Here is a 15,121-nt window from a genome sequence, read left to right as displayed (position 1 = left end):
CGTTGAAGCTGCATCCGAAGGATCAGCAGAAGCTCGAGCAGATCGCGAGCCGGATGAGCATGGAGAAAAGCATTTCCAGCGTGAGCTGGACCGCGAAGGAAGCGGAGCCGATGATGGAGTGAGCCAAGTGGCGGCCGCCGCCTCCGGCGCCGCCGTCGCGTCACGTCACGTCAAGGTGTTTCGATGAGCCCCGCCGAGATCGCCTTGACGACCGCCTGGACCTTGTTGGTCGCGCCGAGCTTCTCGAGGATGTTGTTCACGTGGAAGTTGACCGTGCGCTCCGAGATGCTGAGGATCTGACCGATTTCGCACGCGGTCTTGCCCTCGGCCGTCCAGCACAGCACCTCGCGCTCGCGCGCGGTCAGCGTGACGCCCGCCGCCGGCGACAGCTTCGGCACCATGAAGCGGCTCATCAGCGAATGCGACAGGTTCGCGAGCCAGTTGGTCTGTAGCGTCAGCATGTTGATCTCGGCCGGCGTCAGCCGGTCGGCATGGCGGGCGATGCTCAACAGGCCGAATGCGCCGCGCGCCGCCCAGCTCGATTGCGCGACGCCCACCGACAGCCCGAAATCGCGCGCGTCCTGCCACAGCGGGCACGGGTCGATCCGGTCGACGTCCGGCCAGACGATCATGTTGGTGCTGAGCGCGCCGTCGCGAACCGTCGAGTCGATCTCGATGTAGTTCTGCGCCTGGTAGTGCGCCATCCAGCCGTCCGGATAGGTATTGAAGATCGCGACCGCGGGCTTCGAAACGGGCAGCGGTACGCGAATGCCGTAACAGCAGTATTCGAATCCGAGCCGCTTGGAATAGGCGGCGATCCGCTGGAAGAGCTGCTGCTCGTCTTCCGCGGCGCTGAATTGTTGGTAGGCATCCTGCCAGCGCAGTTCCATTCGTTCTCCGACAACGTCACGCTGTCATACTTGTCAGGTTCCAGCACCCGTTCGAGGCTGATACATTCCGCGCATGACTTCACCCTTGCTGCACCCTGTCCCCGGCCCGTCCCCGGACGGCTACGTACGCCTGTCAGAAGGCGCACTGGCCGCACTCGCGCTCGACCATGTCGCGAGCGGCCTCGACCCGTCGCTGCTGGCCGAACTGCGCGACAACGCGATCGACGCCCGCCTCGCCGGCTATACCGAATGGCATCGCCCGGCCGGTGCCGGCGTCGCCTACGTGACGGTCGGCTGGGACTGGTACCTCGAACGCGCAACGGGCACGTTCGTGATCGCGGGCGGCGACGTCCGCAGCAACGTGATGGCCATCGACGCCAGGGGCGCCGACATCGGCATGTTCCGCACGGCCGCCGCGCTCACCGCGCGGCTCGCCGCGATCGACTGGCCTGCCGCGGTCGCGTCGGCCCTGCTCGGGCGCGACGACGCCTATCATGCCGGCCCCACGCTCCAGTGACAACCGGCCGCGCATTCTTCCGACGATTTTGCCAGACTGGCGCTCTTTATAAATAAAAGCCGCCCGGTTTTCAATCCCGTCGATCAAGAAACCGCTACCACGTCCCGAATGGCGTCTTTACGTCGCCACCCTGTAAGAGTTACCAGTTACAGGCTCCTCGTGCCGCGCGCTGTAATGCACGCATATAAAAGCACAGATCCGAGGACATCCATGCAGACCTTCGTTCACGAGGAAGGGCGGTTGCCACACGAACTCGCGGCGGATCTCGGGCGCTATCGGCGCCGTGTGTTCGTCGAACAGCTCGGTTGGGCGCTCCCGTCGGCGAACGAAAGTTTCGAGCGTGACCAGTTCGATCGCGACGATACCGTGTACGTGTTCGCGCGAAACGCCGACGGTGACATGTGCGGATGTGCGCGCCTGCTGCCGACGACGCGCCCGTATCTGCTGAAGTCGCTGTTCGCCGACCTGGTCGCCGAGGACATGCCGCTGCCGCAATCGGCCGCCGTCTGGGAGTTGTCCCGATTCGCGGCGACCGACGACGAAGGCGGCTCCGGCAACGCGGAGTGGGCCGTGCGTCCGATGCTCGCGGCCGTCGTCGAGTGCGCGGCGCAGCTCGGCGCGCGGCAGCTGATCGGCGTGACGTTCGCGAGCATGGAGCGGCTGTTCCGCCGGATCGGCATACACGCGCACCGCGCAGGCCCGCCGAAGCAGGTAGACGGGCGTCTGGTGGTCGCGTGCTGGATCGACATCGATCCGCAAACGTTTGCTGCGCTAGGAATAGAGCCGGGGCAGACTACCCGGCAAGCTATCGCCGCCTGAGTTGGAACGCGCGTTCCACTCGGGCGGCATCGTAACGAAGGAGAACCAACGTGGATCAGTCTCAGGTCTTTCGCGCGATGATGCCCGGGTTGACGAGCGCCGGCGGCGCCCGCATCGCGGTCGCCTATCCGTCGTTTCCCAGGCCGTTGCCGCTCGTGCGGCTTGATCGTCGCGGGCTCGTGTTTCGTGCCGTCGGCGCCGCGCCGCTCGTGTGCGGGCTGCCGCGCCCGGCAACGCTGCTGGTCGCGGACGAGCCGCTGTGCTCGCTGCGCCTCGTGATCCGCGACATCGCCCCGGCCGGCGACGGCCGCCACGACCTGACGATGCAGCCGTCCGGCGCCGCCGGCGACGAATTGCTATGGCACGCATTGCGCGATCGCGAGCCGTACCGGCAGATTCGGCACCCGCTCGCGCCGGTCGCCCTGCCCGTCGCCACCGGCGGCGAACCGCAAGCGGCGGCCGCCGAAACCGCTGCGCGCCCGTCGCGCAGCGCGGCCTTCCGCCTGCCCAGCCATAGCGACGCGCTGTTCTTCGCGGACTGGCTCGAATATCACTTCGACGAACTGCGCGCGCTGTCGCAACAGCACGGGCCGCAACTGCAGCTCAATCAGCTCGAACGACAGGTCGACGATGATGAAGTCGGCGTGCGTTTCGTCTACGACATCGACGGGCACGCGACGCGGCACGCATTGACCGACTGCGCGCGCGAGGCATGTGCGTGGATCGAGACGGAGATGCGCAGCAAATACGCGCTGCCGGTCGCGCAAGAGCGGTTTGGCGCGTTTGCGGCGCATGCACGGGCCGGCGGCATGTGAATGCGGCCGTGCCGCGCGCCGCCACAAGGCTGGCCACGCGGCGGCAAGTTGTGCGGATGCAACGAGGGCTTGCAAACGTCCGGGTTTTCCCTTAAATTTACGTCTGTCTCCTCCATGTCTCCAAACATGGATTCAGCCCGCTCACAGCAGCGGGCTTTTTTATTGCCTAAATGATTTACGGGGCCACATCACCCTCCCCATCTGGCTAGCCTGCTGGACGCATACCAGTCGGTCGCAGCCAGTAGTGGTGTATCGCAAATATCAGCGCGACCGCGACGACAAGCGCCAGCAGCAGGTACAGCCGGCCCTTCCTGGTCGTCGGCAGGTCCGTCAGGGCACCGACGTCGCCCGTGAGCGCCGCCAACGCGACCATCGCCAGGCCGGCCAGCACCAACGTCCCCTTTGCCACCCATCCGAACGCGGCCTCCAGCCCGGCTGCCCATCGCGACTGGCGATAGGGTCCGGCAACTGGCCGGCGCAGATCAGGCTTACCCATTCGTCAACTCCCTACCGGCATGCGCGTGTCCGCGCATCGTGCGGCAAGCGCTGCCGGACGCATGAATTCGAATGTCTTGCTGACGAGTAGCCGCTGCGATGCGGAGTGCACACAGGATCGAAATGCGTCATGTTTTTCTTTCGCGAGACGAGGCTCGACACAATTCGATTCGCTTGGCCGGGCCGAATCGATATCGTTCGATACGGCCAGTATCGCCCGAAAGACGATCCGTTCGCCTCGCCCAATCGCGATCAGCCGGCTTATCATTGATCGGCCCGCCACTTCCCGTCGAGGTCATCTTGCACGCCCATCTGCGCATTGCTCGCCCGGTCAACAACCTCGCCCGCACCGAACGCATGTATCGCGACGGCCTCGATCTGTCGGTACTGGCGCGCTTCGAAGATCACGACGGCTTCTCCGGCGTGATGCTCGGACGCGAAGGCCTCGACTATCACTTCGAGTTCACACACTGCCCCGACCATCCGATCGCGCCGTCGCCGACGCCCGAGGACCTGATCGTGTTCTACCTGCCCGATCGTCCGGAATGGGAGGCCGCGTGCGAGCGCGTGACCGCACACGGCTTCATGCCGGTGACGTCGTTCAATCCGTATTGGGAAATTTCCGGCCAGACCTTCGAGGATGCCGACGGTTACCGGATCGTATTGCAGAACGGTACGTGGCGTTGACGGGCTGACACGCGTGAGCGGTTACACGGCGGCGTGGCTGCCGCAGCGGGCGACGTAAACGACGTGCCGTCGCAGTGCGTGCCCTTCCGGCAACGCGGGATGGTCGAAATCGCGCGCGGGCTGGCGCAGCATGCCGAGTCGCTGCATCACTTGTTGCGATCGCAGGTTGGTGTCGGCCGTCCACGCGAAGATCTCGCCGAGCCCGATCCGGTCGAACCCGTCGGCCAATGCGGCAACGGCCGCTTCGCCAATGTAGCCATGCCCCCACGCGTGGCGCGCCTGTCGCCACATGATCTCGACGCATGGCGCCATCGGATGCGTTGTGCGGGCCTCATACGACAGGCCGCAAACGCCGACCAGCAATGCATCGGCGCGACGCTCGACCGCCCATACACCGAAGCCGTGTGCATCGACATGCGCGTTGAAGCGCGCAATGACGTCACCCGCCTCGTCGATCGACATCGGACCGCACGCGAGCCACGCGGTCACGTCCGGATCCGCATGCATCGCTGATAACGCTTCCGCATCCGCAGGTCGCCAGCGGCGCAGCGTCAGGCGTTCGGTTTCGATTCTGGATGGCGTGATCGTCATGGAAATGCGAAACGGATAGACGGCGCGTGCAACGCAGATGACGTCACGAACGAAGGGAAAAGATCGCGATCGTCGCGTGTACCGGCAACGATCGGAACAACGGATGACGAGAAATGGGCTCGGGTTACTCGTTTTCCTCGAAGTAATGCCCGAACTTCGTCTGCTTCGTGCGGATATAACGCTCGTTTTCCTCACGCACGGGCACCGCAAGCGCCACGCGCTCGCAGACAGGAATGCCATGCTTCACGAGCGTATCGAACTTCTTCGGATTATTGCTCATCAGCCGCACCGACGTCACGCCGAGGATGCGCAGGATCGCAGCGGCCGAGTCGTATTCGCGAGCGTCGTCGGGGAGGCCGAGATCGAGGTTCGCCTCGACAGTGTCACGCCCCTGCTCCTGCAGCGCGTACGCGCGGATCTTGTTGCTCAGGCCGATGCCGCGGCCTTCATGGCCGCGCAGATACAGCAGCACGCCGCGGTCTTCGGCCGCGATGTAACGCAACGCGAGATCGAGTTGCTCGCCGCAATCGCAGCGGTACGAGCCGAACACGTCACCGGTCAGGCATTCGGAATGCAGCCGGGTCAGCACGGACTGCTCGCCCGTGACGTCGCCCATCACGAGCGCGAGATGTTCGGCATCGCTGCCCGATACGCGAAACGCGTATGACGTGAACGTACCGTAGCGCGTGGGCAGCGACGCCGTGGCGACGAGCGTCACGCACTCGTCGGCCTGGCCATTGCCCGGCGTGGGCGATTGGGGACGCGAAGACATCATGAATTCAATCGAAACTTCAGGAATGTAGGAGTTGTGTGGATGGTGCGTGACGGGAGTTTACCGCTAATCTGGAAACGTCACGCGACTGCCGCCGCCCGCCCGGCTATACTGGGCTCACCGGGTGACGCGCAGCACGCCCCGCCTGCCCTGCATCGACCTGCACACGGAGAAAGCGAATGAGTACGACTGTCGCGCAGATTCTCAAGGCCAAGCCGGATTCGGGCCGCACCATCTACACCGTCACGAAGTCCGATCTCGTCTACGACGCCATCAAGCTGATGGCGGAAAAGGGCATCGGTGCACTGCTGGTCGTGGACGGCGACGACATCGCGGGCATCGTCACCGAACGCGACTACGCGCGCAAGATCGTCCTGCAGGACCGCTCGTCGAAAGCCACCCGCGTCGAGGAAATCATGACGGCGAAGGTGCGCTACGTCGAACCGTCGCAATCCACCGACGAGTGCATGGCGCTGATGACCGAGCACCGGATGCGCCACTTGCCCGTGCTCGACGGCGGCAAGCTGGTCGGTCTCATCTCGATCGGCGACCTCGTGAAGAGCGTGATTGCCGATCAGCAGTTCACGATCAGCCAGCTCGAACACTATATCCACGGCACGCCTACCGTCACGTCCGCCTGATCCGCGCAGCAAAAAAGGCCCAAACGCGTGAGCGTCTGGGCGGAAAGCCGCCGGCATGCGGCGACGGAGGTTCTGCTCCTGCGGACGGACGACGCGCGCAGTTCGCGCGTCTCGTCAATTCAGCGGTGCGCTCGGGCAGACCGGGGGGATGTTCAATCAGTTACCGAAGTACACCGAATTCACGGGATTCGGCGCGTCCCGCGTCACGCGGCGGCCGCCTTGCGCGGCACCCGTCGCCACGGCACCGTAGCCGCTCGTATCGGCTTGCGCGAGCATCGGCTGATTGGGCTGGATGCGCTGCTCGGCAGCCTGGATGTCGCTCGGATATTGCGAATCGCTCGCCAGCGGCTTGTACCCGTTCTGCTCGAGCTGCACGAGTTCGGCCTTGACCTGAGCGCGGGTCAACCCCTGCTCGGACTGTGCGAACGATGCAATCGGAGTGGCAAGGACGGATGCGGCGATGGCTGCGTAGATGATCGACTTCATGATTTACCTCCGGAATATGTTCTCTTTTGACGTCGCCTCGGCAGGAACTGTCTGAAGCGAATGAATTTAGTGTAGTGCGCGCCACTCCAAGGGGAAACCCTTAGTTTGAACATACAGCGTTGCATTTTTGGAAAAAATCGCCCACTGTTTCCGGACAGGGTCGTCGCGACTTGCTTCATCTACACAACAATCGCTGACGAAACGCCAACAACCCGATCACATGTCTGGAAGGTTGTGTTGTAGAATCGTAAGGTTTTATTCGCCAGTCGATATTCCGTCCACCATGTACGCGCTCACGCCCCTTTCGGTTTCGCCGTCCGGCCCGGCCGCCGTGCGCGTGCGCGCCGGCCAGCCGGCGCATTCCCTCGCTCGACGCACGGCCCAGGCGCCGCTCGCCCCTGCCCGGCGCCTGATCTGACCGCTCGGTCTCCACCCGGAGCCAGGTTAGACAGGCTCCGGGCGATCCTCATAGGCACGCCACGCCTGCCCCGCCGATCATTTGGAGAACCACCATGAAACAACGCCTTTACCAGCTGACCGAACTCGATGTCGCTCGCCTCGAAAAACACGCCGAGCACAACCCGCGCTTCCAGACGATGCTCGACACGCTGCTCGAACGCGCCGATATCGTCCAGCCCGACGCCATCAAGGCGAACGTCGTCACGATGAACTCGCAGATCACGCTGCTCGACGAAGCGACCCAGGAACAAGCCACGTGGACGATCGTTTATCCGGACGCCGCCAACCTCGAACTCGGTCGCCTGAACGTCTTTTCGCCGGTCGGCATGGCGTTGCTCGGCACTCAACGCGGCCAGATGGTCAAGGTGATGCAGCCGAGCGGCGCCGAAAAACTGATGAAGGTTGCCGCGATCGTGTTCCAGCCGGAAGCCAACGGCGAATACACGCGTTGAGCCGCCGGTCGACCCGCGCCGCGCCATACGCGCGCAGAACGAAAAAAGCGAGGCACCGGCCTCGCTTTTTTGCATCCGGACGATCCGGATTGCCGGCATCGCACTCGGCAGACGAAAAAAAGGCGCCCGAAGGCGCCTTTTTTGATGCTGCGAAGCGGGTTACCCCGCCCGTCACGCTTAGAAGCGGTGACGCAGACCAACCGTTGCTGCGGTTTGGTTGACCGACGAGCTCGATGCCGTCGTGTTGTCGCCGTTGTAGATGCCCGTGCCAACGATGTTGTTGCCCTTCGCGCCACGCTGGTACACAGCTTGTGCGTACACGTCGGTGCGCTTCGACAGCGCGTAGTCAGCTTGCACGCCGAACTGGTTCCAGTGCGAGCTGCCGTTGTTGACCTTCGCGTTCGTGTACGTGTAAGCAGCACCCAGGCCGAGAGCCGGCGTCAGGTTGTACTTTGCGTTGACTTCGTAGTTGTCAGCGCGCAGCGTCGGAACGCCAGCAGCTTGGTTGTCGATACGCGATTGCGTCCATGCAGCGCCGACTTGTGCCGGGCCGAATGCGTAACCAGCAGCAGCACCGTACGTACGGACACGGCCTTGGCCACCCAGCGTCGATGCGCCGTTCGTGTTGGTACCGTCACCCAGGTTTGCTTGCGAGTATGCTGCACCCAGCTTCAGACCTTGGAACTGGTACGACAGACCGCCGCTGTATGCGCGGTTGTTGCCGAAGTTCGTGTTGTTCGAGAACGAGTACGTACCGCCGAATTGCAGGCCAGCGTAGTTAGCGCTCGTGTACTTGATCGAGTTGTTCAGCGCGACGTCGCCGTTCGTGCTCAGACGGTCGTTGTTCAGCGGGTGCGCGAAGTACGTGCCGCCCCACGAGCCCGTTGCCGTCAGCGGCGCCAGGTAGTCTTGCGTTGCGTCATACTGCTTACCCAGCGTGACCGTGCCGTACTGGCTCGACAGGCCGACGAAAGCTTGGCGGTTGAACATGCCGCCGTTGCCGTTTGCGAAGCGGCCGTTACCGATGTTGAAGCCGCTTTCCAACGTGAAGATTGCCTTCAGGCCGCCACCGAGGTCTTCCGAACCACGCAGACCGAAACGGCTTTGGTCGATGCCCGAGCCCATCGACCACAGCGACTTGCCGCCGACGTTGCTTTGGTAGGTGATGCCTGCGTCCAGCACGCCGTACAGCGTGACGCTGCTTTGCGCGTGAGCGACGGTAGCAAACGATGCTGCAGCTGCTGCAACGATCAGAGTCTTGTTCATTCGTGGAGCTCCCTTCTAAAAAGAGGCAGGTCTCGCGACCTTGTTCATAAACGGTCTGCAACCGCCCGGGAGCGCCATCGGTCCTGCTGGCGGCGCCCGGATAGTTGCCCGTTTGGGAACCGTGAGTTTAGGGGTGTACCCTAGGGGAGCGATCCGCAAATAAAGAAATAAGCTTTTCCAGAACTAGAAATAATGAAAGTGGGGCCGCGTCATAAGTATTTGTTTTAACGCTTGTTTTTGACTTCTTGACGAGGGCTTTTTGGAGGCTTTCATCGCACCATTCTTTCATGTCATCGTCTTGACGGTTGCATAGAAACAACAAGCGGATTCGGTTCAGCACCCCGAAATCGGAAATTATTACCCGATTCAATCTCAAATATTGGCCATCCCGCATCTAAAACGTCGCCCTCGACCGGTAAACAGGAGCGACGCCTGCGCCACGGCGAGATCCCGTCAGCCGTCAGAAAGGGAAAAGGCGGCTCGCGCCTGCCGTGACACGCGGTAACAGCCTTAACCGCCCGCGTAACCCGGTAAGCGTACCGGCAGGCTAATGTAAGGCAGCCTCGAATACAGAACAGGAACCGCCATGAATCGACGCTCGTTGCTGCGCGCCATCGGATTGACCGCCGCCTTCGTCGGCACCGGCTGGCTGCGCGCCGCCGCGGCCCAGCCCGCCCCGCCCGGGTACCGGCCCGCCGGCCCGAACCATGCCCCCGGCCGGCCGCCCTATGCGGATCGGCCGCGCTTCGCGCCGCCGGCGGCACGCCACGACCGTCGCCCGCCACCACCACGGCCGCACGGCTATATATGGACGGACGGCTACTGGCGCTGGCAGCGCGGCCGCTATATATGGGTGTCCGGTCGCTGGGTCGCGCGGCGCCCCGGGCGCCGCTGGGTGCCCGGCTACTGGCGCCGCCAGGGGTCGGTCTGGATCTACGTCGACGGTTCGTGGCGGTAAGCGGCGGCTCGGCTTCGGCCAATGAAGCGTCCGAGCGGAACGGCGCGCGAGAACCGCCGCCGTCCGCGGCACGGAATCATGCGCTACGGCAGGGGTGCCCGGTCAACCTGTCGTCGGGCCGCCCATTTCGACGACATCCTTCGGATAACGAAGTCACGCGATGGCGATGCGAATGCATCCGGCCATGCTTCGACCCATCGCGCTCATCTGCCGCACATCGTCAGTCAGCGAACCGATGCGTGCGCCGCGCTCAGTGTCCGCCCTCTTCCAGCTCACGCGCCCGACGGCGCGCCGCGCAGATCGCGCGATGATGTTCGTCGGCCCACCGGATCATCGCCTGCATCGGCGTCAGGAACGAACGGCCGAGGTCGGTCAACGCATATTCGACACGCGGCGGCACCTCGGCGAACAGCGTGCGACTGACGAAGCCGTCCTGTTCGAGCCGCTTCAGCGTGCGCGACAGCATCTGGTTCGACACATCGCCGATCGCGCGACCGAGTTCGTTGAAGCGCATCGTTCCGCCCGCCAGCGCCTCGAGCACGAGCAGGCTCCACTGGTCGCCGATGCGGTCGAGCACATCGCGGATCGGGCACGGCTGATCGAGTTCGACGGATTCGTCGGCGGACGGAAGCGGCATGACGGGAGTCTCTTTCACGGGCGATGCACGGTCACCGCGGCGTGACCTGTTCACACCGCGGTGACTTCTTGTGACGGGTTCGCGGCAACTGTACCATTCGATCGGCCCGACAGCCGCTCCGGATTCGCCAGTTCAACGAAGCATGACGATGCCGCGCGGCCTCGCCATCCCGGCACCTGCAACCTCATGGTCCGGTCGGCGAAACCTTCGTGCCGATACGACATGCATCCCGCGGCCAAGCCGTCATCGCCCGCGGGTCGTCGCGACTCGCGCAACACCCGGTAGCGCTCGCGCATCCGCCCACGAATCGTCAACCAAGGAAAACGCTACATGCCTTCGTTCCGCTCCCCCGTTCGCGCCGTTGCCGCGTTCGTCTTGCTGGCCGCATCGACGGCCGCGCTGGCCACCGGCCCGGCCACGCGCGACCTCGCCGCCGAGGAAGCCAACCGCCAGCTCGTGCTGACGTTCTACGACCGCTTCTTCAACCGGCACGAAGCGGTCGAGGCCGCCGCCGTCGTCGCGGACGACTACAAGCAGCACAACCCGCACGTGCCGGACGGCAAGCAGCCGTTCGTGTCGTACTTCGTCGGCGCGTTCCAGAAGAGCCCGGCATCACGCGCGCGCATCGTCCGCAGCGCGGCCGACGGCGACCTCGTCTACCTGCACGTGCATGCGACCGAGCGTCCGGGCGATCGCGGCGAAGCGGTGGTCGACATCTTCCGCGTGAAGGACGGCAAGATCGTCGAACACTGGGACGTGATCCAGCCGGTACCCGAAACGTCCGCGAACCGGAACACGATGTTCTGAAGCACGGAGCCCGCGCATCGGGCGGCCGCCGGACTGGGCCGACCGACGCGCGAACCCGGCGTCACACGACGCCGAGCGCCAGCACCTGCTCGGTCGTCAGCACGTCGCCGAACGTGTCCGACAGCGCGGCCAGCGTCGCACGATGGAGGTCGCGGTGCGGCACCGTACCGCCGTCCGCGACGTCGAGGTCGCGCGTGGCGCATGCATCGTCGACGACGATCACCGCATAGCCGAGCGGCACCGCATCGCGTGCCGCGCCGGCCACGCACGCATGCGTCATCAGGCCGGTGACGATCAGCGTGTCGATGCCGGCCGCCTTCAGCCGCGCATCGAGGTCCGTCGTCGGGAATACGCTCACCGACGTTTTCTTCACGACTGCGTGATGCGGTGCCGGCTGCAGGTCCGAGTGAAAGCGGAAGCCGTCGCTGCCGTCGGCGAAGATCGGGCTGTCGGCCGTACCGACGTGCTGGACGTGAAACACCGGAATGCCCGCGCGGTCGGCGAACGCGATCACGCGCCGCGCATTGCCCAGTGCACGAGGCCCGTCCGGAATCGGCAGCCGGCCGCTGAAGTATTCGTTCTGGAAATCGATCACCAGCAGCGCGGTGCGGGCGGCGGCGATCGACGTCGGCGCGCTCGCGCCGGCCAGGGTACGGATGGTCGGATGTTGCATGGCATGCTCTCTCGGTTGGCACATTGATGGAACGGCACGCCGGGCCAGCCGGCGCCGCCGCACGCAGCCCGGAACCTCTCCGGCCGCGACGCGCCAGTGTCGGGCCGCGCGGCATGATGCGACAGCGGCGCGCGGGACAACGTCCGACAGGATCGGGCCAACGTGCGTGTGAGCCGCCTACGACAACACGGCCGTTCGCGCGCCCGGCCGCGTGCGGCCGTACGCAGCCATCATCGCGAAACTGAGCAGGAAACCCGCGCCGCCGATCAGCAGCAAGCCGGTCTCGCCGAATACGGGCAGCAGGTTCGTCAACGCGCCCGTCACGACCCACGCGACCGCCATCACCGATCCCGCGACGCCGAGCGCCCAGCCCTGCCGATCGTCGCTGACGGCATCGGAAAACGCCGTATACATCGTCGTGTACGCCACCATGTCGAAGCAGCCGACGACCATCGCGAGCGCCCACAGCACCGGTTCGTGCGGAAACAGCGCGGACAGGATCTGGCCAAGGCCGGCCACCAGCAGGCCCGTCTTCGCGATATCGATCACGCGCCACACGCGCAGCATCAGCCGTACGACGCACAGCAGGCCGAACACGAAGCAGAGGCCGATCACGCCGCTGAACAATCCGAGCCGCGCGCTCGTATAGCCGAATTTCGCCTGCAACAGCAGCATGATGGTCTGCAGGTAAAGCCCGTAGCCGACCTGCATCAGGAAGAACACCACCGACAGGAACGCGACGTCGCGCTGACGCGCGGCCTCCACGATGATCCGCAGCGGCAGCAGCGGATCGATACGCGTATCGCCGCGCGGCGCGGCGGAATCGCGATACGCCGCCCAGGTCCAGCACGCGCAGATCAGCGACAACGCGGCGACCAGCATGAACGGCGTGCCGTAGTCGAACAGCGGCGAGATCGTCCGGTCGGACGTGACGCCGCCGAGTACCGGGCCGACGATCACACCCGCGCTGAACGCGAGCGACATGATGCTCATGTTGTACGCCTTCGTGTCGGACGTGCTGAGATCGGTGATGGCCGCCTGCGCGATGCCCTGGCAACCGGCCATCAGGCCGGTGAGCCCGCGGCCGGCCAGCAGCAGCGCGACGCTGGCATGCCACGCGCCGGCCGCCATCATCGCGTAGCCGGCCGCGAGGCCGAGCACGCACAGCAGCAGGACCCGGCGGCGGCCGTAGCGATCGGACAGCTCGCCCATCAGCGACGAACCGAAGAACATGCACAGCGGGTAGATCCCGTAGCCGAGGCCGAGATAGAAATTGCGCGCGTGCACGCCGGCGTCGGCCGGCAGGATGCCCGCGTGCGGGTCGCTGAAAATAGCGGACATCATCGGATAGACGAGCCCGAACCCCATCGCGTCGAGCGCGATGGCGAGCAGGCAGGGGCCGAGCAGCTTGTAGTCGAGCCGGGACATGGCGACCTTCCGGACAGAGTGGATGATCGCCCAAGCGTAATGATCGGGCCGCTGCCGCGGTAGGCCGGCGGCCGCGATGCTAAGCATCGGCTCTCCAGCTAGTCATGCGTCTGTACGGCCCGGGGTGGCGGCCATACGCCATATCGTCATCGATTCACGGCCACGCTACACCGATCGAGCTGCGCAAATATCACGCATTCGAGACGCTTACGACGAAGGAGAACGATGTTTCCCGGCCGGCGGGCAGCGGGCGGCAGGCGCCCGCACCGTCCATGCGGCGCGGGCAATGCGATCTCAATGCGCCGCCTCGGCCACTGGCGCGCGGCAGGCGATCAGGCCTCGTTGCACGGCCGGCCGCGCGGCGATCTCGGCAAGCCAGCGCTCGACGTGCGGGAAGCCGGCAACGTCGAGATCGAGCTCGCCCGCTGTGCGCAGCCACGGAAACGCGGCGATGTCGGCGATCGAATACCGCGACGACGCGAGATACGCCAATTCCGACAAGCGAGCGTTCACGACGCCGTAGAGACGCAGCGCCTCCTTCCGGTAGCGGTCGATCGCTTCCGCGTTGCCCGTCTTCGATGCATGCAGGAACCACCACAACTGGCCGAGCATCGGCCCGATCCCGCCGATCTGGAAATGCAGCCATTGCTGGACCGCCGTGCGCTCGGCGAGCGTGTCAGGCTGCAGGCAGCCCGTCTTCTCGGCGAGATAGCCGAGGATCGCGCCGGATTCGAATACGGCCAGTCCCGTATCGTGGTCGACGATGGCCGGGATCTTGCCGTTCGGATTGATCGCGAGATACGCCGGACTGCGCTGCTCGCCGGCGGACAGATTCACCCGCACGCGATCGTGTGCGAGCCCGGCCTCTTCCAGGTAGATCGCGATCTTGTGCCCGTTCGGCGTGTCGGCCGTATAGAACGTGAGGGAGTGCGTCGAGGTCATGTCGGTCCTTGTCGTCGGGTTGTCGTTGCAACTACAATCGTTGCAATTGCAATCCTATGCCGGAATCGATGTCGCCGGCGACATGCCAGTACTCGAAGGAGGGACATGCAGACGGCGCGACCCGGTCCGCCCGTGCGGACACCCGATACCCGCCGCGCCGCGTCAGCCTGCCTCGAACGGCTGACGACGCGGCGGCTCGCGCCGCCGGGCGCGGCGGTGTCAGCGTTCGGCGCGCCGTGTGCCGGATACGTTACTTCGCGTCGGCCGCCGCGTCGCGCGCGGCAGCGGTCGCACGGTCAAGCGCGGTGATCATCACCGTCCGGTCCTTGCTGGTGAACTGGTCGAGAAATAGCTCGGCGACCGTCGACTGATACACCTTCCACATCTTCTTGCGCAGCGCCCGCCCCTTGTCGGTGATGCTCGCGAACGCGGCGCGGCCGTCGTCCGCCGAGCGCGTGCGCGTAACGAGCCCCTCCTGTTCGAGCCGGTCGACGAGCCGCGTCAGGTTGTAGCGCTCGATCGCGAGCACGTCGGCCAGTTCGTGCATGCGGCGCGTGCCGTCGGGGCCGCTTTCGAGCCCCCACAGGGCGTCGTACCACGCGTACGCGGGCAAGCCAGCCGCCGCGAGGCGACGCTCGATCTCGCGAATCATCGTCCGATGCGCGCGGACGAACGAGAACCACAGATCGGGTTCGGTTGCGTTCATGTCGGGGCGTTCCTCTCGCTTGATTGCAGTTGCAATCAAATTTTACCGCGAGAACGATAGCCCTCTCGTGCGATCGCCAT

19 protein-coding genes and 1 pseudogene are annotated in these 15,121 nt (G+C 65.0%); 9 read left to right on the top strand and 11 right to left on the bottom strand.

The window, feature by feature from the left end; translation table 11 throughout:
• A pseudogene (locus JMF90_RS04930) lies at positions 1-122 on the top strand (MgtC/SapB family protein); the annotation flags it as partial.
• A gap of 48 nt (positions 123-170) precedes the next feature.
• Here JMF90_RS04930 and JMF90_RS04925 read toward each other — a convergent pair.
• A complete protein-coding gene (locus tag JMF90_RS04925; protein ID WP_011547409.1) occupies positions 171-890 on the bottom strand; it encodes an autoinducer binding domain-containing protein in 720 nt (239 codons plus the stop codon).
• Positions 891-963: 73 nt separating this feature from the next.
• On the opposite strand from JMF90_RS04925, the gene JMF90_RS04920 reads away from it, so the two are divergent.
• The 3 genes from JMF90_RS04920 (at position 964) to JMF90_RS04910 (ending at position 3,041) form a co-directional block, all read left to right on the top strand.
• Complete coding sequence (locus JMF90_RS04920; protein ID WP_011547408.1) at positions 964-1,407, top strand: DUF4902 domain-containing protein; 444 nt, start codon at positions 964-966, stop codon at positions 1,405-1,407.
• 210 nt (positions 1,408-1,617) lie between these two features.
• Positions 1,618-2,226 carry an acyl-homoserine-lactone synthase gene (locus JMF90_RS04915; RefSeq protein ID WP_011547407.1) on the top strand — a complete coding sequence of 203 codons (609 nt, stop codon included), beginning with the start codon at positions 1,618-1,620 and terminating at the stop codon, positions 2,224-2,226.
• A gap of 50 nt (positions 2,227-2,276) precedes the next feature.
• Complete coding sequence (locus tag JMF90_RS04910) at positions 2,277-3,041, top strand: hypothetical protein (protein ID WP_041489376.1); 765 nt, start codon at positions 2,277-2,279, stop codon at positions 3,039-3,041.
• A gap of 205 nt (positions 3,042-3,246) precedes the next feature.
• On the opposite strand, the gene JMF90_RS04905 is transcribed toward JMF90_RS04910, so the two are convergent.
• The gene (locus JMF90_RS04905; protein ID WP_011547405.1) at positions 3,247-3,537 is read right to left on the bottom strand and encodes a hypothetical protein; all 291 of its coding nucleotides are present in this window, start codon (positions 3,535-3,537) and stop codon (positions 3,247-3,249) included.
• Between the two features lie 299 nt (positions 3,538-3,836).
• On the opposite strand from JMF90_RS04905, the gene JMF90_RS04900 reads away from it, so the two are divergent.
• Complete coding sequence (locus JMF90_RS04900; protein WP_041489375.1) at positions 3,837-4,223, top strand: VOC family protein; 387 nt, start codon at positions 3,837-3,839, stop codon at positions 4,221-4,223.
• Between the two features lie 21 nt (positions 4,224-4,244).
• On the opposite strand, the gene JMF90_RS04895 is transcribed toward JMF90_RS04900, so the two are convergent.
• On the bottom strand, positions 4,245-4,814 hold the full coding sequence (locus JMF90_RS04895; protein WP_011547403.1) for a GNAT family N-acetyltransferase: 570 nt from the start codon (positions 4,812-4,814) through the stop codon (positions 4,245-4,247).
• Positions 4,815-4,938: 124 nt separating this feature from the next.
• On the bottom strand, positions 4,939-5,589 hold the full coding sequence (gene ribA / locus JMF90_RS04890) for a GTP cyclohydrolase II (RefSeq protein ID WP_006480964.1): 651 nt from the start codon (positions 5,587-5,589) through the stop codon (positions 4,939-4,941).
• A 176-nt stretch (positions 5,590-5,765) separates the two neighbouring features.
• Between ribA and JMF90_RS04885 the strand changes: the two genes are divergently transcribed.
• Positions 5,766-6,227, top strand: coding sequence for a CBS domain-containing protein (locus tag JMF90_RS04885; RefSeq protein ID WP_006480963.1), 462 nt, complete (start codon positions 5,766-5,768; stop codon positions 6,225-6,227).
• A 156-nt stretch (positions 6,228-6,383) separates the two neighbouring features.
• On the opposite strand, the gene JMF90_RS04880 is transcribed toward JMF90_RS04885, so the two are convergent.
• Positions 6,384-6,713, bottom strand: a complete 330-nt coding sequence (locus JMF90_RS04880) for a DUF4148 domain-containing protein (protein WP_006480962.1) — start codon at positions 6,711-6,713, stop codon at positions 6,384-6,386.
• 512 nt (positions 6,714-7,225) lie between these two features.
• On the opposite strand from JMF90_RS04880, the gene JMF90_RS04875 reads away from it, so the two are divergent.
• A complete protein-coding gene (locus JMF90_RS04875; protein ID WP_006486027.1) occupies positions 7,226-7,624 on the top strand; it encodes a GreA/GreB family elongation factor in 399 nt (132 codons plus the stop codon).
• A 177-nt stretch (positions 7,625-7,801) separates the two neighbouring features.
• On the opposite strand, the gene JMF90_RS04870 is transcribed toward JMF90_RS04875, so the two are convergent.
• Complete coding sequence (locus tag JMF90_RS04870) at positions 7,802-8,890, bottom strand: porin (protein ID WP_006480960.1); 1,089 nt, start codon at positions 8,888-8,890, stop codon at positions 7,802-7,804.
• A 586-nt stretch (positions 8,891-9,476) separates the two neighbouring features.
• Here JMF90_RS04870 and JMF90_RS04865 point away from each other — a divergent pair.
• Positions 9,477-9,848: a YXWGXW repeat-containing protein gene (locus JMF90_RS04865; RefSeq protein WP_011547402.1), complete on the top strand. Its 372-nt coding sequence runs from the start codon at positions 9,477-9,479 to the stop codon at positions 9,846-9,848.
• A 250-nt stretch (positions 9,849-10,098) separates the two neighbouring features.
• On the opposite strand, the gene JMF90_RS04860 is transcribed toward JMF90_RS04865, so the two are convergent.
• Positions 10,099-10,485 carry a helix-turn-helix domain-containing protein gene (locus JMF90_RS04860; RefSeq protein WP_011547401.1) on the bottom strand — a complete coding sequence of 129 codons (387 nt, stop codon included), beginning with the start codon at positions 10,483-10,485 and terminating at the stop codon, positions 10,099-10,101.
• 330 nt (positions 10,486-10,815) lie between these two features.
• On the opposite strand from JMF90_RS04860, the gene JMF90_RS04855 reads away from it, so the two are divergent.
• A complete protein-coding gene (locus JMF90_RS04855) occupies positions 10,816-11,292 on the top strand; it encodes a nuclear transport factor 2 family protein (RefSeq protein WP_011547399.1) in 477 nt (158 codons plus the stop codon).
• Between the two features lie 61 nt (positions 11,293-11,353).
• Here JMF90_RS04855 and JMF90_RS04850 read toward each other — a convergent pair whose 3' ends face one another.
• The 4 genes from JMF90_RS04850 to JMF90_RS04835 form a co-directional block, all read right to left on the bottom strand.
• Positions 11,354-11,965: a cysteine hydrolase family protein gene (locus JMF90_RS04850; protein ID WP_041489374.1), complete on the bottom strand. Its 612-nt coding sequence runs from the start codon at positions 11,963-11,965 to the stop codon at positions 11,354-11,356.
• Between the two features lie 177 nt (positions 11,966-12,142).
• A complete protein-coding gene (locus tag JMF90_RS04845; RefSeq protein ID WP_041489373.1) occupies positions 12,143-13,393 on the bottom strand; it encodes an MFS transporter in 1,251 nt (416 codons plus the stop codon).
• Positions 13,394-13,687: 294 nt separating this feature from the next.
• Positions 13,688-14,335 carry a glutathione S-transferase family protein gene (locus tag JMF90_RS04840; protein WP_201317106.1) on the bottom strand — a complete coding sequence of 216 codons (648 nt, stop codon included), beginning with the start codon at positions 14,333-14,335 and terminating at the stop codon, positions 13,688-13,690.
• A gap of 250 nt (positions 14,336-14,585) precedes the next feature.
• Positions 14,586-15,041, bottom strand: a complete 456-nt coding sequence (locus JMF90_RS04835) for a MarR family winged helix-turn-helix transcriptional regulator (RefSeq protein WP_011547395.1) — start codon at positions 15,039-15,041, stop codon at positions 14,586-14,588.
• Positions 15,042-15,121: the final 80 nt, after the last annotated feature.

This window comes from Burkholderia sp. E168m23 (assembly GCF_016586125.1).
Taxonomy (GTDB): Bacteria; Pseudomonadota; Gammaproteobacteria; order Burkholderiales; family Burkholderiaceae; genus Burkholderia; species Burkholderia orbicola.
The sequence above is the reverse complement of the archived record's forward strand: the minus strand, read 5'-3'. Positions and strand labels throughout refer to the sequence as shown.